Genomic DNA, 20131 nt, shown 5'->3' with positions numbered 1-20131 from the left:
TGCGGTCCGGGCGCAGCGGCCCGGACGCGCAAGCGCTTACTTCTTGCGCAGGAAGGGATACGCCTGCTGCGCCAGGAAGGAGCCCGGCATGTCGTTATCCAGGATGCCGTAATTCTCGGGCAGGCGCTTGCCGACGCCGCGCACGGCGGTGCCGAAGATGTAGTCGATGAACGAAAAATGCGCGGCGTAGTTCTTGTCGATTGCTTCCGTGTCCGACGAGTGGTGCCAGTGATGGAAGTCGGGCGTCACGATGATGTAGCGCAGCCATCCCCACGGCAGCTTCACGTTCGAATGGATCAGCACCGCCTGGAAACCGACGATGATGATGTAGGCGTCCAGCACCGACTTCGAAAAGCCCAGCACGAACAACACGCCCAGCACGGCGACGCGCGTGATCAACAGTTCGACGATATGCAGGCGCGAGCCCGCCAGCCAGTCCAGCGTGCGCGTGCTGTGATGCACCGCATGGAAGCGCCACATGACCGGCACCTCGTGATACACCCGGTGCGCCGCGTACTGTGCCAGGTCGGCCACCAGCACCGCCACGAACAGCTCCAGCAGATACGGCATGGACTGGATCGCGGCTTGCAGCGGCTCGTAGGCCGCCCATGAAAACAGGCGGTGGATGAAGAAGTTGATGCACAGCAGCACCGCACCCACCGACAGGTGGTTGAACAGGAAGTGCTTCATGTCCACCTGCCACTCGCCGCGGAACACCGGCTGGCCCGGGTAGAGCGGCGTGAGCTTCTCGAAAATGATGAAGACCGTGCTGGACGCCAGCAGATCCAGGATGAACCAGTCCAGACCCAGATAGGGGTGATTGCCGGTATTGGTCGTCGTCACCACGACCTGGCTACCGCCGGCCGCCACGGCGCAGCAGACCAGCACGAAGGCGGTGATATTCAGCCAGCGCTGGCGGCCCAACACGGTATTGGCCAGCGCGATCGAGCCCGAGACAAGCAGCGCCCCGAACAGCAAGGTGCGCATCGCGTCCACGGAGTAGAACGCGCGCAGTTCCGGCGTGGTCAGGTAGGCCGGAAAGTGGAAGGCCAGCACGCCCAGCACCGACAGGATCGCCAGGAAGAGCGCGATCACGCCGCTCATCATCCCTGTGCCGGCGTGGATACGTCCGTCCTGTCGGAAGAGTTCAAAGACCTGCCGATAGATAGGCACGCGCTGTTTCATGTCACTTTTATGGCTGACCACGGGGAAGCGAGTGTATCGCCGGGCGGAAACACCCATGTAATGAAACGTGAGCATGCGCGACAGAGTTGCTGCCGCCGCGCGGCGCCTTGCGTGGCGTCAATGCCGGGCGTGTGGCGGCGGGTTCCGCGGTTGACAACGCGCGGGCGTTGGCGTGTCATGGAATTGACGCCGATGCGCGTCGTGCCTGGCGCGACACCGGTCCCGTCAACTGGTATCCAAGAGAGGCCCCAATGTTCCCTGAATATCGCCAACTCATTACCCAGCTGAAATCCGAGAATGCGCATTTCTCGGCGCTGTTCCAACGTCATAACGATCTGGACCAGGAAATCAAGAATATGGAAGACGGCATCGTGCCGAGCTCCGGCACCAACATCGAAGTGCTGAAAAAGGAAAAGCTGCAGTTGAAGGACAAGCTGTACGGTTTGCTGCGTGCGGCGGACCAAGGCGGCGGCTGAGCCGCCTGCACCGTTGACGACGGTTGCGTGCTTCGCTTTTCAAAAACGGAAGTACGCCACCGTCCGTTCGAACCGCATCTCGATACAGGCCGGGCCGCCCCCGGGCAGCTATCGCGGCGTCCGCCCATTGCTTACACTAAGCTGAACGCCTAAAATCCCCTCCCGCACGGGCACCCGCCTGAAACCCGGAAGAGGAACATCAAGATGCTGGACAAAGATTTCAAGGAAGGCGAGGCGGTCTTGCCGGTGACAGGCTGGGCGATGATGCCCGTCGTGGAATACGATTCGCTGCTGGTCCGCCTGGACTTCATCACGCAAGCCGCTCAATCCCCGGACGAAGCGAGCCGCGGTCGGGTCTACGCGCTGACCTCCGAACAGATCCAGCTGCTGCTGGAATCCTTGCAAACCCAGTTGCAGACATTGAATGCTCCCCTGGTTGCGGCACGCCCGCATTAAGCAGCGCACGCATGGCGCCGCCGGTTAAGCAAAACTGAACTTGGTTTAGGCTATTTAGTTTTTCTAACCTTCTCGCAACGGCTAGTCTGTCGCCCTTTTACAGGGTGATCCATGACAACCGCCTTCATTCCCGGCTTCCTGCTCAGTCTTGGCCTGATCCTCGCGATCGGTGCGCAAAACGCGTTCGTCCTGCGCCAAGGCCTCCGTCAGGAATACGTCTTCGCCATCTGTCTGACCTGCGCGGTGTCGGACGCGATCCTGATCGCCACCGGCGTGGCCGGGTTCGGACTGGCCGTCGACACCCTGCCCTGGCTGGAACCCGCCATGCGCTATGGCGGCGCCCTGTTCCTGTTCGTCTACGCCGCGCGCAGCCTGCGTTCGGCATTCCGAACGCAGCACGACAGCCTGTCTCCCTCCACCAAACAGACGGCGGGCCTGGCCGCCACGCTGGCCACCTGCCTGGCCTTCACGTGGCTGAACCCGCACGTTTATCTGGACACCGTGGTGCTGCTGGGGTCGATCTCCAGCCAATACGAAGGCGCCAAGACCGCGTTCGCGCTGGGCGCCATGTCGGCGTCGTTCGTATTCTTCTTCACGCTGGGCTACGGCGCGCGCTTGTTGCGGCCCTTCTTCGCCAACCCCAAAGCCTGGCGCGTACTGGACGGCTGTGTCGGGGTCGCGATGCTGGCCATCGGCTTCAAGCTGGTGCTGTAAGGGGCCACGCGACGCGTCATCTACAATCCGATGACGTGCCGGCCTCACCAAGGCGCCGGCCTGCAGCAACACACAGGCAGCATGACTCGCGCGAAAAAAACAGCTTCAACCAAAAGACGCCCGGCAGCCCGGTCCCAATCCAAAGCGGGTAATCGTGCCTATCGATTCCTGCGAGCCCTCCTTCTCTCGTCGCTGGCGAGTTTCGGCGCAGCCACTTATGTCCTGAAGCCGCAATGGCCGGCGCAGTTCACGCCGCAAGCCATCCTGGACCGATTGGGATGGCCCGCCCAGGAGACCTACGCGCCCGTCGCGGTGCAAAACGGCGCGCTGACCCAGACGCGATTTGCGGAATGCCCGCAGTTCTTTCCACGGGGCAACCTGCCTGCGGTCCCCGCGCGTCAGAATTTGCGCGAACTTTGCTTTTCCGGCTTCGCCATCCTGCACAACGGCCAGACCAGGACGTCGGTATTCGTCGCCGAACGGCTGAACCGGAAAATGCTGACCCAGGCCCAAGGCTTGCAGCGAACCGACAAGTTCTACGCCGAAGCGCGCCTGCCCAGCGCGGAACGCGCCAACCTGGACGACTACCGGGGATCCGGCTATTCGCGCGGCCACATGGCGCCCGCCGCCGACATGTATTCCAAGGACACCATGGCGCAGAGCTTCTCGCTGGCCAACATGGTGCCCCAGGACCAGATACACAACAGCGGGGCGTGGAGCCGCATCGAGCAAGACACGCGCAAGTACGTCATGCGCGCCCCGGGCGATGTCTACATCTTCACCGGCCCGGTCTACGGCGATAAGCCCAAGACGATCGGATCCGGTGTGGCGGTGCCCAGCCATCTCTTCAAGCTCGTGTACGACGCCACGACGGGACGCTCGTGGGTGCACTGGCAGGCCAACAGCGCAAGCACAAAGGAAGGCCCGCCGATCACGTATGAAGAGTTCGTGAAACGGACCGGGATGCGGCTGCTGCCCGCAGCGGGGTAGCAGCAGGCCATGCGTGCGCGCAAGGCGCACGCCCCTTTCAGCGACCTGCTGCGCGCTGCTTCAGGCTGGCCGCCAGCTTGGCCAGCGGCGCCTTGGCCGCATCGATGTCCTGCTGCCACGCGGAGCCCGGCTTATAGGCCAAGATGGCCGAAAAGGACTGCGCCGCGGCCAGGAACTCCGGATCTTTCAGCGCGGCCTCCAACGCCGCCTGCAAGCGGTCTCGAATCTCGGGCGGCACGTCCTTGTCTACTGCCAACCCCCGATCCGACGGGACGACCACATCAAACCCTTCTTCCTTGGCGGTGGGCACGTCCGGCAGCATCGGCGCGCGCTTGTCGACGAACTGGGCGAGCACGCGCAGCTTGGTCTGCTCTGCGGCCGGGTTGGGCACCGCCGTATGACTGGAGAAAATCATATCGACGTGGCCGCCGATCAACGCGATTTTCGATTGGCCGGTTCCCGTAAATGGCACCTCGGTAAACGCGGCGCCGCTCTCCTGCGTCAAGATGCTCAGTGCCACGCCGCCATTGCTGCCCAATCCGTTCTGACCGATGCTGACGTTGGCACGTCCGGCCTTGACCGCTGCCACCAGGTCCTTCAACGAGGTGTATGGACTGTCGGCGCGCACGACTAACAGCGTCGGGTCGCTGACGACGCGGCCGATCAGAGCGAACTTGTCGGGGTCGTAGGGCGTCGATTGGACCAACGGCATGAAGTTCATGGGAGGCGTATTCACCATCGCGACCGTATAGCCGTCCTTCGCGGCCCGCTGCACATAGGCGTTGGCGATCGCGCCCGATGCGCCAGGCTTGTTCACGATGATGAGGTTGGCGGCGCCCGAGAGGTGCTTCTGCAGGTAAGGCGCCAAGGTGCGGGCCAGCACGTCGGTTTCCCCGCCCGCAGCGAATCCGACCACCAGTTCGATGGGCTTGTCGCCGGGCCAGGCGGCCAGCGCCGGCGAACAGAAGCCCGCAACGGTCAGGATGGCGGCGCGCAGGGCGCCCCGATGAAAGGCGATTGCCATGGTTTGTCTCCTTGAGTTCAGTCTATTTCTTGTTTTGAGGCGTGGGCCCGCGTGCGAGCTAGAGCAGGCAGTCGGGCTGTTGGCGCACGATTGCGTCATAAATGGGCTGAAAGTGCAGCCAGGCCATGAAAGGGGTCGCCAGATGCTTTTTGGAATGCAGGGCAGCTTCCCGGCCGATCAGTTTCAGGGGCTTACCCGTGGCCTCAGCCTTGAGCTGGATTTCGCACGCGCGCTCCGCAGCGATGAACCACCAGGCGGCTTCTTCCACCGATTCGCGTCCGGCCGAAAACAGGCCGTGATTCTGATGGATGGCGATCTTGGCATTGCCGAAGGCCCGGGCCACAGCATGGCCCTTGAGGTTTTCGACCACCACTGCGCCGGCTTCTTCGGTGATCAGGGCCTGGTCCTCGTAGAATCCGCAGGCGGTCTGGGTGATGGGATCGAGTTCGCGGCCCAGCGCGGCCCAGGCCATGCCATGGGTGGTGTGCGCGTGACAGGACGCCACCAGGTCGCGGTTCGCTTCATGAATCGCCGAATGCAGGACGAAGCCTGCGCGATTGACTGCCCAGCGTCCTTCCTGCACCGTGCCCAGATGGTCGACCAGCAGCATGTCGCTGGCGCGGACCCGTCCGAAATCCATCGCGAACGGATTCGTCCAGTACAGATCCGGATGCTCGGGATCTCTCACGGTCACATGGCCGGCGAAGCCGTACTCGTAGCCGAATTTGGCGAAAACCCGGCATACCGCCGCCAGCCTCTGGCGGCGATGCCAGCGCTCTGCCGGGATCGAATCAAATGTGGGGTAGGCGGGAAAATAGAGGTCTTCCTGTTCGGGACGATAGACCGTTTGCTGGGTGGCTGACATGGGGACTCCTGCAGAAAATGAAGCGTTCCGGGATTCTAGGGAGTGGCCTAACATGGGAGCCAATCACGAAAACGATGCCGGCCATAAAGCCTGCTTATGGAGACGCCCCGATGCTGTCCCGGATCCAGTTACGCCACCTGGAAGCCTTCCACGCCGTCATGATGTCCGGTTCGATCACCGGCGCGGCCGCGCTGCTCAACGTCACGCAGCCCGCCATCAGTGCGACGATCAAGCACTTCGAGCAACGCCTGGGTTTTATCCTCTTCCGACGCCAGGGCGGGCGCCTGGAGCCCACGCCGGAAGCGCGCGCGCTATTGCCCGAAGTGCAGGACATCTTCGGCCGCGTCACCGGCCTTGAGCGCTTCAGCCAAGACCTGGCCGAGGGTATACAGGGGTCGTTGTCGATCGCCGCCAGCTCGCCGATCGCCAATGCGTGGCTGGCGCAGGCGGTCGCCGAATTCGTCGAAACGCGCCCCAAGGTCCGCATCTCTCTGCAGTCGATGGATTCCAACCTGATCGCCGAACGGCTCATCAACGAACAGATCGACCTGGGCGTGGCGTTCACGCAAGGAGACCGCCAGGGCATCGAATCGCTGCGGGTCGGCGGCGCGATGCTCAGCTGTATTTTTCCGCAGACGCATCCGCTGGCGCAGTTGGCCGCGATTTCAATTGAAGACCTGGCGCCCTACCCCATCATCACGTACGTGCCACAGGCCCTGCTCAGGCATCGCCTGAGCGCCTTCCTGGACCGCCCCCTGGACATCCGCCTGGAAGTATCGACCTCCATGACGGGCATCGTGCTCGCATTCCATGGAGCCGGCGTGGCGCTGGTGGAGTCCAGCCTGCTTGCCGCATTGCCGATCCCGGGCCTGACGCATCGGCCGCTGGTGCCGGACATCCAGGTGCATAGCCATGTGCTGTGGAGTACGCTGCGCCCCGAGCGGACGCTCTCCAGGATGTTCCTGCAGCATCTGAACGAACGAAACTGCCTGGACGCAGCCTGAGCCCCGGCTTGCGGCGGGGCCCTCGCATGGCCCCTACTCGCGGATAAGCCCGATCGCACGCGAGAACAGCGCACGCTGCTGCTGCAAATAGGCGCCATATTCCGTTGGTCCCAGCACGCTGACTTCTGCGCCCAGGCCAGCTAGCGTCTTGTCCACCTCGGCCCCGTGCTCCGCCACGACTTTGCGCGCAGCCTGATAGAGCTTATCGACCACCTGCGGCGGCGTGCCCTTGGGCGCCATGAGGCCGTAGATCGTGGGGCTGCCCACCGCGTACCCCAGTTCGCGCAACGTCGGCACATCGGGGTAGGCCTGCAGGCGCTTGTCGCTGAACACAGCCAGCGGCCGCAGTCCGCCTGCCTGGATATGCGCCTGCGCCGGCCCCACCGCGGACACCGCAATATCGGTATGGCCGCCAAGCAGCGCCGTCACGGCGGGCGTGCTTCCCTGGAAAGGGATGTGGCGCAGCTTGATCTTCGCTTCCGCGGCGAACGTCTCGCCCAGCAGATGGCTGATGCCCATGGCCCCGGAGGTCCCGTAGGCGATGGCGTCGGGCCGCGCCCGGGCGTCGGCCACCACATCGGCCAGCGTCTTGTACTTGGAGTTGCCCTGCGCGACGATCATCATGCCGCCCAGCGCAATGGCCGCGACCGGCGTGAAGGAGTCGGTGGTGTACTTGATTTCCTTGTTGGCCAACGGCACGACGACGAGCGACCCTGGCGAACTGCCGACAATGGTATAGCCGTCAGGCGCCGCCGCTGCCGTGAAAGCCGCGCCGATCCCGCCGCCCGCGCCGGGCTTGTAGTTCACGATCAGCGGCTGGCCCACGTACTGGCCCATCTTCTCCGTGATCGGCCGCAGCATTTGATCGGTATCCCCGGGCGCAAAAGGAATTACGAGCTGGATCGGCTTGGCCGGATAGGCCGGTTCGGCATGAACCGGCGCGCTCAGGGCAAAGCCCAGCGCAACGGATGCCACGACAGCGCCAAAATGGTGGTGCATGGTTGTCTCCCATTATCGTTATGTCCGGCTTGCGCCGTTTACTCGTGATCGACTTGTATGGCCTCCAGGAACCGCGACACCATGTTGTAGGCCGCAATGGTGGCCGTGATCTCCACGATCGCCTTGTCGTCGTAGGCGTGGCGAACCGCGGCAAAAGTCGCGTCGCGCACGCGGATCGAACGCGTCATCTCGTCGCAATAGGCCATGGCCGCGCGCTCACCGCTCGCCAATGCGGTGAAATCGCCTGCTTTCACGCCTTCGACCTGATGTTCACCGCATCCCGCCTGCAGCGCGATGGGCAGGTGCTGCTCGAATTCATAATCGGCCTCGTTCAGGACCGCCACGCGCAGGATAAGCAGCTCCCTCAAGCGGGGCGGCAGGCTGCTTTTCTGGCGAATGGCCGTCAGGTAGTTCAGCCAGCCCTCGGCCACAGGCGGACTGTTGAGCAGCATCTTGTAGAGATTCGGCAGACTGGAACGTTCGCGCTGAATGCGTTCGACCAGCGGCCGCGTTTCAGGATTCTGAATATCTGCGTAAGCGACTCTTGCCATCGTGACTCCCCCTTGTTGTCAATCGCACCGCGCGCTCATGCCGCCATCGACGATGAGCTCGGTGCCGGTGATGAATCTGGCTTCGTCCGAGACCAGGAAAAGCACGGCGTTCGCCGTGTCCCGCCCATCGCCCATGAATGGCAGGGGGATGCGCTTCTGGCGCTTGTCCAGCAGCGCCTGGACATCTCCCGCTGCCTGTTGGGTCGCCAGGAACGCATCCACCAGAGGCGTGTGCAACTGCCCTGGCAACACCGTGTTGATCCGCACGCCGTGCCTGGCGTATTCCACCGCCGCCACCCGGCCGAACTGCATCACTCCGGCCTTTGCGGCGGCATATCCGACCTGGGGCGCGCCCGTCCAACGGATAGCCGACGTAGAGGAAACATTGACGACCGCGCCGCTGCCTTGCCGCGCCATGAGGGCGAGCACATGCCGGCATGTCGTGAACACCGAGGTCAGGTTCAAGTCGAGCTGCCGCTGCCAATACGCTTCGGACAGCGCGGTGGCACCGCCCGGAATGGGCCCGCCGACGTTGTTGACCAGGATATCGATGCGGCCGTGCCGTTGCTGCACCGCGTCGACCAGGCGGCCGACCTGCCCGGAATCGCCCACGTCGCAGATGTGGGTTTCGATGTTCCCGCGGAATTCGCCCGCGTGCTCCAACGTTTCGGGCAGGGAGTCCGGTTGCCTATCCACCGCCATCACCAGAGCTCCCTCCTGAGCCAGACGGACGGCGATGGCGCGTCCGTTGCCCCAGCCAGGTCCCACGCAACCGGCCCCGAAAACAAGGGCCAGCTTGCCGGCCACGCGGCCCGGCGGTTTGCTTGTGCTGAGCATGATGCCGTCCTCGCCTAGGGCGTGCTGAGGGTAATGCCGCCATCCACCACCACCTGCTGGCCGGTGATGTAGCGGCTTTCGTCGCAAGCCAGGAATGCCACCGCATGGGCGACATCCCAACTGTCGCCCATGCGCCCGGTCGGGACCTGCCCGTGCCGGTGCGCCACGAATCCCTCGTAATCACCGCCCGCATACTTCTGCGCCAGGCGCTCGACCAACGGCGTGAACATCAGCCCCGGCACGACCGAATTCATGCGCACGCCGTCCTTGGCGTAGATGACCGCCGTCGTCGCGGTCATCTGCATCAGGGCCGCCTTGGCCGCCGCATAGCCCACCTGGGGTTTGCCCGCATACCTCAGCCCGGCAATCGATGAGATGTTGATGATCGACCCGCCGCCGGCCGCCTTCATGAGGGGTATGACGTGCTTGCAGCACAAGAACGCGGAGGTCAGATTGACCTGGATTTGATCATTCCAGGACTCCTCGGACATCGTGACCGGGTCACCCGGTTCCGAGCGGCCGACGTTGTTCACCAGGATGTCGATGCGGCCATGGGCGGCGAGGCAGGCCTGGACCAGTTCGGCCACCTGCCGCGCGTCCCGGACATCGGCTTGCCGCACCTGGATGTCGCCGCCTTCAGCGGCAATCACCTCGGCGGATTGCCGGGCCGCCTCGATATCGAGGTCGCACCCGTACACCGACGCTCCCAGCCTGGCCAGGACCGCCGCGGTGGCCTTGCCGTTTCCCCACCCGTCGCCGAGCGTGCCACACCCGGTCACCAACGCTACCTTTCCATCGAGGCGAAACATTCGAACTCCCTAGACGATGCCTGATGCACAGACTAAGGCCACGCGGCAGGCGCGTTAAGTTCCAATCCGAACGTTATTGATAGACAAAAAGAATGAATCTGACGACGAGACAACTGAGGGCCTTCGTGCTGCTGGCCCAGACTTTGAGCTTTCACAAGACCGCTGAAATGCTGCACGTCACTCAGCCGACGCTCAGCAAGCTGCTCAAGGAAATCGAAGAAGACATGGGGACGAAACTCTTCGAGCGCAGCACCCGCATGGTGCGCCTGTCCCGCGAAGGGCAGGATATCCTGGAGATCGCCCGCGGCATCACCGCCCACTACGAGCATGGGATGCTGGAGCTTGCCCAGCGCTTGCGCGACCGCAACAACCGCGTCGCGGTGGCCGCCCTGCCGACGCTGGCGGCGTCGCTGCTGCCCCAGTTGCTCAAGAACCTGGCGCAGGCGAACCCGAACGCCCGCATCGACGTGCATGACCCCATCGCCAGCGAGGCCCTGCAGTTGCTGCGCGATCGCCGCGTCGATATTGCCGTCACCGCGATGGGCGACGAGGGATCGCCCGACCTGCTCTACCAGGAACTGTTTACCGAGCCCTTCGTGCTGTTCCACAGCCGTCAGGCCAGGCCGGCCATCAAGCATTGGATACCGGCCGAGCTTGCCAAGCTGCCGCTGATCAGCATGCCGCCGGGAACCAGCGTGCACGTGCTGACCGAACGCGCTTTCCGGCGCGAATCTCAGCCCTTCCACCCGACCTATGCACTGCGAGACCTCAACACCATCGCGCGCTTCGTGCAAGCCAACTGCGGCATCGCCCTGTTGCCGGAATCGTCGTTCGACCATACTGCCCACCGCGGCGTAGCCAAGACCCGGCTGCACGGTGCCCTGTCGCGATCAGTGGGTATGTTCATCCGCCGGGAATGCCGGCCGTCTCTGCTGGTGCGCCAGACCCTGGACGAGCTGCGCCGGCTGGGAGCGGCGAAGCAATGCCAGGGTAAGCCAGCCAAGCGTCTTGCGCCAACAGGCCCAAACTGCTGATCAGCGCCGAGCCAGGCGCCCTGCTTACCGGCCGGGCACTGGAATACTGCCGCACCTGGCCCACCAGCACGAAGTGACCGTTCGCGGCATCCATTATGTGCAGGAGGACTCTCCCACGAAATCGGTGCGGCGCTACGCGCGTTCCTCTTCAGCCTGCCCGCTTAGGGCACAACACCGGCGTCCGAACGCGCTATGGCAAAATCAGCCCAGGCGCACCAGACAGGACGAAATGGTTTCTGGCCTGCCTGATTCCAAGAACTGTCCCAGGACGATATGAAAATTCACGGCAAGACCGCAGCGGAGATCTACGACTGCGTGCGCACCCTGGCGCTGTCCCGGCAGTTATCTGCGGGCGCATCCCTGCCGCCCGTGCGGGATCTGGCGGTAGACCTGGGCGTGAACCGCAATACGGTCGCCGCCGCCTACCGGCGGCTTGTCACCGCGGGCATTGCCGTGACACAAGGACGCCTGGGCACGATCATCCGCGACCCATTCCAGGCCGGCGAACAGGAAGGCACCCTGGCCAATTCCCCGCTGACCGATTTCGCCAGCGGCAACCCGAACCCGGCCTGGCTGCCGGACGCCAACGCCGCGCTGCGCCTGCGTCCCTACAAAACCCGGCTGTATGGAGAGCCCATCATCAATGCGGGGCTGGAAGACCACCTGCGCACATGGTTCCAGCCCGATGCCCCTGCCCGTTTCGAGATCGACCTGACGCACGGCGCGGTGGACGCTATCGAGCGGCTGCTGGGCGCCTATCTGGTCGCCGGCGACAAGGTGGCCGTTGAAAACCCCTGTTTCCTCAGCAGCATCAACACACTGCGGACCATCGGGCTTCAAACCGTCGGCGTTCCGGTCGATGCGCAAGGCATGCAGGCCGACGGGCTGGAGGCGGCTCTGGCCAAAGGCGCGCAGGCCGTCATCATCACGCCGCGGGCGCACAATCCCACCGGCTGCAACCTGAGCGACAAACGGGCACGCGCACTGTCGCGTTTGCTGGCCAGGCATCCGGACGTCATGGTGATCGTGGACGACCACTTCGCCCTGCTGTCCAACGCGCCCTACCATTCGCCGATTCCCGACAACGCCTACCGCTGGGCGTTGATCCGTTCCTTCAGCAAGGCGCTGGGTCCTGATGTCCGGCTCGCTGCGGTAGCAAGCGATACCGCCACGTCCCGGCAACTGCGCCTGCGCCTGGCCACCGGCACGAATTGGGTCAGCCATCTGCTGCAGGACATTGTCGAAGTCCAGCTCACACGGCCCGAAACCGTCGCGCTGCTTACGCAGGCCCGCGCTGACTACGTTCGCCGCCGAAAGGCACTGGAAGACGCCCTGCACGCCCAGGACATCGATTTCCTGGCGCAAGGCGACGGCCTCAACCTTTGGGTGCCGCTGCAGACCGACGACCAGGCGATTGCCCTGGCGCTGGCCCGTCAAGGCTGGCTGGTCCGCCACGGAGACGCCTTCTCCGTCCAGGACGCGGTCAAAGGCCTGCGTATCACGATCTCGAACATCGAGCCGGCGCAATGCACCCGGCTTGCCCAAGACCTCAAGCACAGCCTGGGTTAACCGCCGTTGGCAAGACGAGACCATTGCCTGCGCCCGAACTTTGTCCTAGGACATATATAATAATTATCCAGGACATGATAGGAACTTGAGCCGGCGCCCCCGTCCCATCCCGCCTTTGTCCCCCACAAGGCTTTGGGATTGCCCGTCTTCGCTGTCCCGAGCCGCTGACCGCCACGCCGTTGGCGTCGCCTCGATACAGGACCGACCATGCGCTTCATCTTCCCCATCGTCATCATCGACGAGGACTTCCGTTCAGAGAACACCTCCGGACTGGGCATCCGGGCGCTTGCCGAAGCGATCAAGACCGAGGGCTTCGAGGTAGTGGGCGCCACCAGCTACCATGACCTCAGCCAGTTCGCGCAACAGCAGAGCCGGGCCAGTTCCTTCATCCTGTCGATCGACGACGAGGAATTCACGCCCGACGCCGAAGACGCGCCGGCGCTGCAGAACATCCGCCTGTTCATCAGCGAGGTACGCCGCCGCAACGTGGATGTGCCGATCTATATCTATGGCGAGACCAAATCGGTTCGCCACATGCCGAACGACATCCTGCGCGAGTTGCACGGCGTCATCCACATGTTCGAGGACACGCCCGAGTTCGTCGCGCGCCACCTCATCCGTGAAGCCAGGAATTATCTGGACGGCATCAAGCCGCCCTTCCTGAAAGCGCTGCTCGACTACGCGGAAGACGGTTCGTATTCCTGGCATTGCCCCGGCCACTCGGGCGGCGTCGCCTTCCTGAAAAGCCCTGTCGGCCAGGTCTTCCACCAGTTCTTTGGCGAAAACATGCTGCGCGCCGATGTCTGCAACGCGGTGGAGGAACTTGGCCAATTGCTGGACCACAACGGCGCCATCGGCGCCAGCGAACGCAATGCCGCGCGCATCTTCAACGCCGACCACTGCTTCTTTGTGACCAACGGCACCAGCACCAGCAACAAGATCGTCTGGCAACATCTGGTGGCGCCAGGCGACGTGGTGGTGGTGGACCGCAACTGTCACAAGTCCATCCTGCACGGCATCGTGCTTACCGGGGCCATTCCCGTCTTCCTGCGGCCCACGCGCAACCACCTGGGCATCATCGGGCCGATCCCCAGGGATGAGTTCTCGCGCGAGTCCATCAAAGCGAAGATCCGCGCCCATCCGCTATTGGCGGGGGTGGATGCCGACCAGGTCCAGCCGCGCGTGATGGTGCTGACGCAATCCACCTACGACGGCATCCTCTACGACACCGAGATCATCAAGTCCGCGCTCGACGGCTACGTGGAAGCCCTGCACTTCGACGAAGCATGGATCCCGCACGCGGCCTTTCATCCGTTCTACGGCACGTATCACGCCATGGGCAAGAAGCGCGCGCGGCCGCGCGACTCCATCGTGTACTCCACGCAATCCACGCACAAGCTGCTGGCGGGCATCAGCCAGGCCAGCCACATCCTGGTGCAGGACTCGGCCACGCGCGGGCTTGACCGCCACTTGTTCAACGAGGCCTACCTGATGCACACCTCCACGTCGCCGCAGTACGCCATCATCGCCAGCTGCGACGTGGCAGCAGCGATGATGGAGCAGCCCGGCGGCCAGACCCTCGTCGAAGAGAGCATCATCGAAGCGCTGGATTTCCGGCGCGCGATGCGGCAGGTCGGCGAGCAATTCACGGCGGACGACTGGTGGTTCACGGTGTGGGGACCGGACGAACTTGAAGCGGAAGGCATCGGCAGCGCGGCGCAGTGGATTATTTCGGACGCGGGCGACGATGACGCATGGCACGGCTTCGGCCCGCTTGCCAGCGGCTTCAACATGCTCGACCCCATCAAGTCCACGATCGTCACCCCCGGGGTGGACATGGACGGCCGTTTTGCCGCCGACGGAATCCCGGCGTCCATCGTGACCAAGTTTCTGGCCGAACACGGCGTAATCATCGAGAAGACCGGCCTCTACAGCTTCTTCATCATGTTCACCATCGGCATCACGAAGGGCCGCTGGAGTTCGCTGGTAACGGCGTTGCAGCAGTTCAAGGACGACTACGCCCGCAACGTGCCGATGTGGCGCATCCTGCCGGAGTTCTGCCGGAAGTATCCGCGCTACGAGGAAATGGGCCTGCGCGACCTGTGCCAGCACGTGCACCGGATCTACGCCAAGAGCGACATCGCGCGCTTGACGACCGAGATGTACACGAAGGAAGCGGTGCCCGCCATGAAGCCCAGCGACGCCTATGCGCACATCGCCAATCGCAAGACCGAGCGCGTCGAAATCGACCACCTGGAAGGCCGCATCACCACCAGCCTGATCACCCCTTACCCGCCCGGCATTCCGTTGCTGATCCCGGGCGAAGTCTTCAACCGAAGCATCGTCGATTACCTGAAGTTCTCGCGCGAACTCAACCGGTCCTGCCCGGGCTTCGGCACCGACATCCACGGATTTGTGGAGCTGCGGGACGACGACGGGAACTTGCGCTATTACGTGGACTGCGTGGCCTGAGTGCGCGTCACGCGGTTATCGCCAGCTTGCGGCGGCGACCAAGCCCGCCGCCGCGGCCGCGACTATCTGCCGGCCTAGCCTTCTATCCGATCCAGCCACGCCTGGAACACCGCGCGCGAGGCACCAGCCAGACGCGCTTGCACCTCCTCCGCCTGGGCCCGCAGCGTGCGCGGGTCGATGCCTGCCTGCCCTAGTTCGCAGGCATGGCCGACCAGCCAGCGTTCCATCGAGCGGGTATCCGCTTCCAGATGGAATTGCAGACCCAGCACGGCGTTGCCCAGCGAGAACGCCTGGTTTTGCCCGATCGACGTCCCGGCCAGCCGCGAGGCCCCCGCGGGAATGTCGAACTGGTCGCCATGCCAATGCAGCACCGGCGTGCCGCCCAATAGCGCCAGCGGGGATTGGCGGCCCTCATCGCTTAACTGCAGCGGTCCGAAACCGATTTCCTTGACGCCCAGCGGATAGACCCGGGCGCCCAGCGCGCGGGCCATCAACTGCGCGCCCAGGCAGATGCCCAGGATCGGCGCGCCCGCGGCCAGACGGCGCTGCACCAAGGCCAGTTCGTCTTTGACGAACGGATAGGTGGCGTCGTCGAACGCGCCGATCGGCCCGCCCAGCACGATCAGCAGGTCGGGCGCCAGCGCATCAAGCGCCCGCAATTCCTGCGTGGTCGCATCGACGTAACGCACGTCGTAGCCGCGCTCGCGCAGCAGCGGCTCCAGCGTGCCAAGGTCTTCAAAATGAAGATGACGGATCGCAATGGCACTTCGGCTCATGTCGGGACCTTTCAAACAACAGAGGGTTGCGCGCCAGGCGCATCAAGGGCAGCCGGCAGCGCTCACGAATCGGCGCCGTCGTCTTGCGCAGTCGGCCAATAATGGCTGTCGGGCAGGGCCCGTGCGCCAAAGATCGCCTGGCCCACCCGCACGACGGTCGCGCCCTCTTCAATGGCGATCTCGAAATCGCCGGACATGCCCATCGACAGCTCGTCCAGCGATATGCCCGCAGGCGCGTCCGGCCGCAGCTGATCGCGCAGATTGCGCAACAGGACAAAACACTGGCGCACCCGTTCGGCCTCGGCCGAGAACAACGCCAGCGTCATCAGTCCGCGCACGCGCAATGCCGGGAACCCGGGCAGCGCACGCAGGAAGGCCGGCACGTCGTCGGGATGCAGGCCGTATTTGCTGGCCTCGCCCGACGTGTTCACCTGCACGAACACGTCCAGCGCGCGGCCTTCGGCCTGCAAGCGCCGCTCCAGTGCCTCGGCCACACGCAGGCTGTCGAGCGCCTGGAATTCGGTGGCAAAGCGCGCCACTAGCTTGGCCTTGTTGGTCTGCAAGTGGCCGATTACGGACCATTGCAGATCATGCAGGTCCTGCGTGGCCTCCCACTTGCGGAATGCCTCCTGCGGCTTGTTCTCACCCAGCAATCGGCAGCCGGCAGCATGAGCCAACCGGATGCTGGCCTCGGGCTTGGTCTTGCTGACGGGCAACAGGCGAACGCTGGCGGGATCACGCCCTACCCGACCGCACGCCGCCGCGATGCGCGCATGCACTGCCGCCAGGTTATGGCGGAAATCCTCGACCGACTCCGCTTCGGGCCAGCGGTTGTGCAGGTCGTGCAGCGGCTGCGTCTGGGAAATATCGGCGGTCTTTTCAGCGTTCACGGTTTGAGCCTCGGTGACACAACATTGTCATAGGACAAAGATTAACACGATCCCCCTTGCGCGAAAACTGCCCCGGCAGCTCCGTAAAGCGTGGGTAGTGCCGAGGGCTTATTTCGAAAGCGGTATCATGACGCCACCCTACATTACCGGACCCGTAGTTGTGACAAAACCTGCATTGCTGGTGGCGCTGGCCATTGTGTTGGCCGGCTGCTCCAAAGAAGAATCGCCTTGGAACCGCCTGCAGGCAGCCACGCCGCAATTGAAGATCGCGGCCAACACCCCCGACGCCGCCGTGAAGTCCTGGTGGCACGTCCGCGACGAGGAAGAGCGATACGCGGCCTCCGTCTGCAAGGAATTGGCTGAGTTGTACCGCCCGTTCCGCTCGACGCTGGGCGAGCTGTCGACGCCAGCGCTCTCAGCCAATCGGGCAGGCGAAGAAAAATGCGACACGCAAAGCTACGAGCGCGAGGTGGTGAACGTCGACGTCCAATCCGACACCCGTGCGCTGGTCGTGGCCCACGTCCGAAACACCACGCCGCCGACCCCGGGCTATACGATGAACATCGACGAACGGGACAAGAAAGAACGGGGGGTGCGGATGCAGTATCTGCTTGAACGCGCCGACAACACCCAAACCTGGAAGGTGGCCCAGGTGTACGGGCAGAACCGGTACTGCACCGTTGCCCCGGTGAACGGATGGTGCCCGCTGTACAACCCGTCCCAGGGTTCCGGCCAGACTTACGTTTTTGAGACCGCCCAGTAGGGAATCGCCGTTTGCGGACCGAGGCGGCGGCATTCAAGGCCGCGCCCGGCTCACGCATCAGTTGACGGTAACGCCCGCCTCACGCACCACATCACCCCAAAGCGAGATCTCTTTCACGATCTGGTCGCGGAAGTCCTTGGGGCTGCCTGGCGCGGCCGCTTCGCCCGTCGCCTTCAATCGATCCGCCATCTCGGGCAGCACGACGGCGGCATTGATTGCCGCATTGAGCTTGGCCTGGATGGCGGGCGGCACGCCCTTGGGTGCAATAATTCCGTACCACACCGTCACGTCATACGGCACACCTGCCTCGCGTACCGTCGGAATGTCCGGCGCCGACGAGACGCGCTGGGGCAGCGTCACCGCCAGCACTTTCAGGCGGTTGTCCGCGCGATAAGGCAAGGTAGAGCCTGCGGTCGTCAGCATCGCATCGACCTGGCCGGATACCGTATCGGTCAATGCCGGCGCCGACCCCTTGTACGGGACGTGGATCATGGAAATCCCCGCCGTTTTCAGAAAGGCCTCGGTCGCCAGGTGCGAAATGCCGCCCGTACCCGACGACGCATACGTCAGCACACCGGGTTTCTTCTTGGCCAGGGCGACGAGCTCACCCAAGGTCTCCACCGGCACCTTGGGATTGACGGACACGAAGAACGGCGCACGCGCAATCATCCCGATCGGCGTCATGTCGCCCACCGGATCGAACGGCAGCTTGTACAGGCTGGGGTTGACCGAATAGCTATTGGAAATCAAGGTCAAGGTATAGCCGTCCGGGGCAGCCCGCAGGCCCTGCTCCACGCCCAGCTTGCCGCCCGCCCCGGGACGGTTCTCGACCACCACGGGCTGCTTCAGACCGTCGGACAGCAACTGCCCCAGCAGCCTCGCAATCCCGTCGTTGCCGCCGCCTGCCGCGAACGGCACGATCAGCTTGATCGGCTGCGACGGATACTCGCCGGCATGTGCGGCCGGCGTGGCAATCAAGCCCGCCGCCAGAGCGGCCGGCAACAACGCCCTGCCGACCTGGCGGCACACAGCATGAATCCTGGATTGCTTCGTCATCCCTCTCTCCTCGTTGACGACGTCGCGCATCGAACGGCGCGACTTTTTTATCTCTGCGCTGGCAGCGCAACGCCATCGGACGCGGCGCGCGACACGCCGAAAGCGTCTCACGCGCAGGGTTGCGCCTGGCGTCGCGAAGCATGCCTTATCCCGCGCAGACCGAGGTCAACGCGCCGCCGCCAACGCGCCCATCGCCCGTCGCATGAACGCCAGCGTCGCATCATCGGCCCAGGTGCCCGCCGTCAGGTCCGGGTCGGTCATCAGCGCCTGCCGGAACTTTGCGTGGGTGGCGGGATCGTTGCCAGCGTACGTGCAAAAAAGCGCCATCCATTGCCGCGCAAGTTCAAGCCCGACGGCGGAGTCCGGCGCCTGGCCAGCATCGATGGCATCCCGAACCTGCGCGATCAGCATCGGCCATTCGCCGATACGGTCGTAGTAATGCGCCCGCATGAATCGCGCTTCGTCAGCCGTTAGATATTTTTCGTAGCAGCGCAGCTTGCCTTCCGAGAAGGCGCGCAGCACATAGTCGCGCATCGCAGGTGAAATGCCGATGTGCGCCTGCATCGCGGGCTCCTGCTCGTGCATCTGGTTCAGCTTCACCAGCAGGCGGGGGTCGCCGTTGGTGTCTCGCAGCAGCAGCGTCATCCAGCGCTCTGCCAGTTCCCGTGGCCCGGCATCTTCCGGCGCAGCGCCCTGCTCCATCTGCTGCCGCACTTGCCCGATCAGCGCGATCCAATCCGCGTCCCCCTCGGGGCTGCGGGTGTACATCGGCAGACGGGCCAGTTCATCCGGTGAAAAATACTTGTCGTACATGCTCATCATCTCCAAAGTCGATAGCCAATCGACCAGCTCGGGCTCCGTGCCGTCCGCCAACTGGCGTTGCAGTTGCGCCAGGCGTTCGCGCAGCCTCGCGGCCTGCTGAATCTGACGGTCGAGCATCGCGATCTGTTTCGAAATGATCGCGTCCAAGGGCGTGGCTGGCTGGTCCAGGTAGGCGCCGATTTCCGCCAAGGGCAAGCCGAAACGACGCATTGCCTGAATCTGGTGCAGGCGGGCGATATCGTCGCGGCCGTATAGCCGGTAGCCGTTGTCGGCGCGCGCCGAGGGCGTCAGCAAACCGATCGCGTGATAGTGGTGCAGCGTGCGGACGGTCAAGCCGCTACGCCGAGCCAGTTCTCCTACTTTCAGCCGCATGAATTCCTCCGTTGATGGCGCAAAACGAACTGTCGGACATGACGTTACGTGAGGGTCAAGCGTTGCCCCGCGGGCGCGGAACAATACTTGCTGAGCATGGAAACCGTGCAGCGTCCCCAATACTCGTGGCGGACGTAAGCATAACCACGCGCCCGGCGCCTTAGGAGAGAAGATGAAAACGCAAATCACCTACCGAAAACTTGACGGCGGAGAAAGTGTGGCGCTCGTCAACGGCAGTATCTCGGAAACAACGCAGGCAAAGCGGGAACTGGCGAATTGGCTGGAACTGCCCTCGATGACAAGCGGCGACGGCGTGCAGGAAGATCTTGACGGTCGGCTTCGCCAGGGCGGCATCGCGCCGGAATCGGTCCAGTTCAACCACATAAGCGAATAGCTTCAAAACCGCACCCTGGGAAAACCCGTTGTTCCCTTATCTATAAAACACGCGCCAAGCCAGGCTTGGCGCG

General features: G+C 63.9%; 21 protein-coding genes. 10 read left to right on the top strand and 11 right to left on the bottom strand.

Annotated features, from left to right (window positions below; all coding sequences use genetic code 11):
- Positions 1–36: 36 nt before the first annotated feature.
- The gene (locus AC3WMU_RS18715) at positions 37–1185 is read right to left on the bottom strand and encodes a sterol desaturase family protein (protein WP_006227832.1); all 1149 of its coding nucleotides are present in this window, start codon (positions 1183–1185) and stop codon (positions 37–39) included.
- 251 nt (positions 1186–1436) lie between these two features.
- Here AC3WMU_RS18715 and AC3WMU_RS18710 point away from each other — a divergent pair, with 251 nt between their 5' ends.
- The 4 genes from AC3WMU_RS18710 (at position 1437) to AC3WMU_RS18695 (ending at position 3821) form a co-directional block, all read left to right on the top strand.
- The gene (locus AC3WMU_RS18710) at positions 1437–1661 is read left to right on the top strand and encodes an HP1242/YdcH family protein (protein WP_006227831.1); all 225 of its coding nucleotides are present in this window, start codon (positions 1437–1439) and stop codon (positions 1659–1661) included.
- Positions 1662–1865: 204 nt separating this feature from the next.
- The gene (locus AC3WMU_RS18705; protein WP_006227830.1) at positions 1866–2117 is read left to right on the top strand and encodes a hypothetical protein; all 252 of its coding nucleotides are present in this window, start codon (positions 1866–1868) and stop codon (positions 2115–2117) included.
- Positions 2118–2228: 111 nt separating this feature from the next.
- On the top strand, positions 2229–2831 hold the full coding sequence (locus AC3WMU_RS18700; protein WP_280027997.1) for a LysE/ArgO family amino acid transporter: 603 nt from the start codon (positions 2229–2231) through the stop codon (positions 2829–2831).
- 81 nt (positions 2832–2912) lie between these two features.
- Positions 2913–3821 (top strand): DNA/RNA non-specific endonuclease, encoded by a 909-nt coding sequence (locus AC3WMU_RS18695; protein WP_492282797.1) that lies wholly within the window; start codon positions 2913–2915, stop codon positions 3819–3821.
- A 37-nt stretch (positions 3822–3858) separates the two neighbouring features.
- Here AC3WMU_RS18695 and AC3WMU_RS18690 read toward each other — a convergent pair whose 3' ends face one another.
- On the bottom strand, positions 3859–4845 hold the full coding sequence (locus tag AC3WMU_RS18690) for a tripartite tricarboxylate transporter substrate binding protein (protein WP_006227827.1): 987 nt from the start codon (positions 4843–4845) through the stop codon (positions 3859–3861).
- Between the two features lie 58 nt (positions 4846–4903).
- A complete protein-coding gene (locus tag AC3WMU_RS18685) occupies positions 4904–5710 on the bottom strand; it encodes a class II aldolase/adducin family protein (protein ID WP_006227826.1) in 807 nt (268 codons plus the stop codon).
- A 110-nt stretch (positions 5711–5820) separates the two neighbouring features.
- On the opposite strand from AC3WMU_RS18685, the gene AC3WMU_RS18680 reads away from it, so the two are divergent.
- Positions 5821–6714 (top strand): LysR family transcriptional regulator, encoded by an 894-nt coding sequence (locus tag AC3WMU_RS18680; protein WP_280028001.1) that lies wholly within the window; start codon positions 5821–5823, stop codon positions 6712–6714.
- A gap of 33 nt (positions 6715–6747) precedes the next feature.
- On the opposite strand, the gene AC3WMU_RS18675 is transcribed toward AC3WMU_RS18680, so the two are convergent.
- Genes AC3WMU_RS18675 through AC3WMU_RS18660 form a run of 4 tightly spaced genes read right to left on the bottom strand, consistent with a single transcriptional unit; the run spans position 6748 to position 9910 of the window.
- Complete coding sequence (locus tag AC3WMU_RS18675) at positions 6748–7713, bottom strand: tripartite tricarboxylate transporter substrate binding protein (RefSeq protein ID WP_424624289.1); 966 nt, start codon at positions 7711–7713, stop codon at positions 6748–6750.
- Positions 7714–7751: 38 nt separating this feature from the next.
- Entirely contained in the window at positions 7752–8264 is a 513-nt protein-coding gene (locus tag AC3WMU_RS18670; RefSeq protein WP_492282796.1) for a carboxymuconolactone decarboxylase family protein, read from the bottom strand.
- Between the two features lie 18 nt (positions 8265–8282).
- The gene (locus tag AC3WMU_RS18665) at positions 8283–9101 is read right to left on the bottom strand and encodes an SDR family NAD(P)-dependent oxidoreductase (RefSeq protein ID WP_492282795.1); all 819 of its coding nucleotides are present in this window, start codon (positions 9099–9101) and stop codon (positions 8283–8285) included.
- Between the two features lie 14 nt (positions 9102–9115).
- The gene (locus AC3WMU_RS18660; RefSeq protein ID WP_035214231.1) at positions 9116–9910 is read right to left on the bottom strand and encodes an SDR family NAD(P)-dependent oxidoreductase; all 795 of its coding nucleotides are present in this window, start codon (positions 9908–9910) and stop codon (positions 9116–9118) included.
- Positions 9911–10002: 92 nt separating this feature from the next.
- Between AC3WMU_RS18660 and AC3WMU_RS18655 the strand changes: the two genes are divergently transcribed.
- The 3 genes from AC3WMU_RS18655 to AC3WMU_RS18645 all read left to right on the top strand — a co-directional run bounded on the left by AC3WMU_RS18655 (position 10003) and on the right by AC3WMU_RS18645 (position 14985).
- Complete coding sequence (locus tag AC3WMU_RS18655) at positions 10003–10944, top strand: LysR family transcriptional regulator (protein ID WP_006227820.1); 942 nt, start codon at positions 10003–10005, stop codon at positions 10942–10944.
- A gap of 273 nt (positions 10945–11217) precedes the next feature.
- Positions 11218–12513 carry a MocR-like B6 salvage transcription factor PtsJ gene (gene ptsJ / locus AC3WMU_RS18650; protein ID WP_006227819.1) on the top strand — a complete coding sequence of 432 codons (1296 nt, stop codon included), beginning with the start codon at positions 11218–11220 and terminating at the stop codon, positions 12511–12513.
- A 207-nt stretch (positions 12514–12720) separates the two neighbouring features.
- Complete coding sequence (locus tag AC3WMU_RS18645; RefSeq protein ID WP_006227818.1) at positions 12721–14985, top strand: arginine/lysine/ornithine decarboxylase; 2265 nt, start codon at positions 12721–12723, stop codon at positions 14983–14985.
- A gap of 74 nt (positions 14986–15059) precedes the next feature.
- On the opposite strand, the gene AC3WMU_RS18640 is transcribed toward AC3WMU_RS18645, so the two are convergent.
- Positions 15060–15761: a glutamine amidotransferase gene (locus AC3WMU_RS18640; protein ID WP_006227817.1), complete on the bottom strand. Its 702-nt coding sequence runs from the start codon at positions 15759–15761 to the stop codon at positions 15060–15062.
- Between the two features lie 62 nt (positions 15762–15823).
- On the bottom strand, positions 15824–16651 hold the full coding sequence (locus tag AC3WMU_RS18635; protein WP_006227816.1) for a YggS family pyridoxal phosphate-dependent enzyme: 828 nt from the start codon (positions 16649–16651) through the stop codon (positions 15824–15826).
- A gap of 160 nt (positions 16652–16811) precedes the next feature.
- Between AC3WMU_RS18635 and AC3WMU_RS18630 the strand changes: the two genes are divergently transcribed.
- Entirely contained in the window at positions 16812–17414 is a 603-nt protein-coding gene (locus AC3WMU_RS18630; RefSeq protein WP_035214230.1) for a hypothetical protein, read from the top strand.
- Positions 17415–17471: 57 nt separating this feature from the next.
- On the opposite strand, the gene AC3WMU_RS18625 is transcribed toward AC3WMU_RS18630, so the two are convergent.
- Positions 17472–18470, bottom strand: a complete 999-nt coding sequence (locus AC3WMU_RS18625) for a tripartite tricarboxylate transporter substrate binding protein (protein ID WP_492282794.1) — start codon at positions 18468–18470, stop codon at positions 17472–17474.
- A gap of 165 nt (positions 18471–18635) precedes the next feature.
- Positions 18636–19664 carry a MerR family transcriptional regulator gene (locus AC3WMU_RS18620; protein ID WP_454677587.1) on the bottom strand — a complete coding sequence of 343 codons (1029 nt, stop codon included), beginning with the start codon at positions 19662–19664 and terminating at the stop codon, positions 18636–18638.
- Between the two features lie 172 nt (positions 19665–19836).
- Here AC3WMU_RS18620 and AC3WMU_RS18615 point away from each other — a divergent pair, with 172 nt between their 5' ends.
- Positions 19837–20058: a hypothetical protein gene (locus AC3WMU_RS18615; protein ID WP_006227812.1), complete on the top strand. Its 222-nt coding sequence runs from the start codon at positions 19837–19839 to the stop codon at positions 20056–20058.
- Positions 20059–20131: the final 73 nt, after the last annotated feature.

The organism is Achromobacter sp. FW305-C-13 (assembly GCF_058783475.1).
The sequence above is the reverse complement of the archived record's forward strand: the minus strand, read 5'-3'. Positions and strand labels throughout refer to the sequence as shown.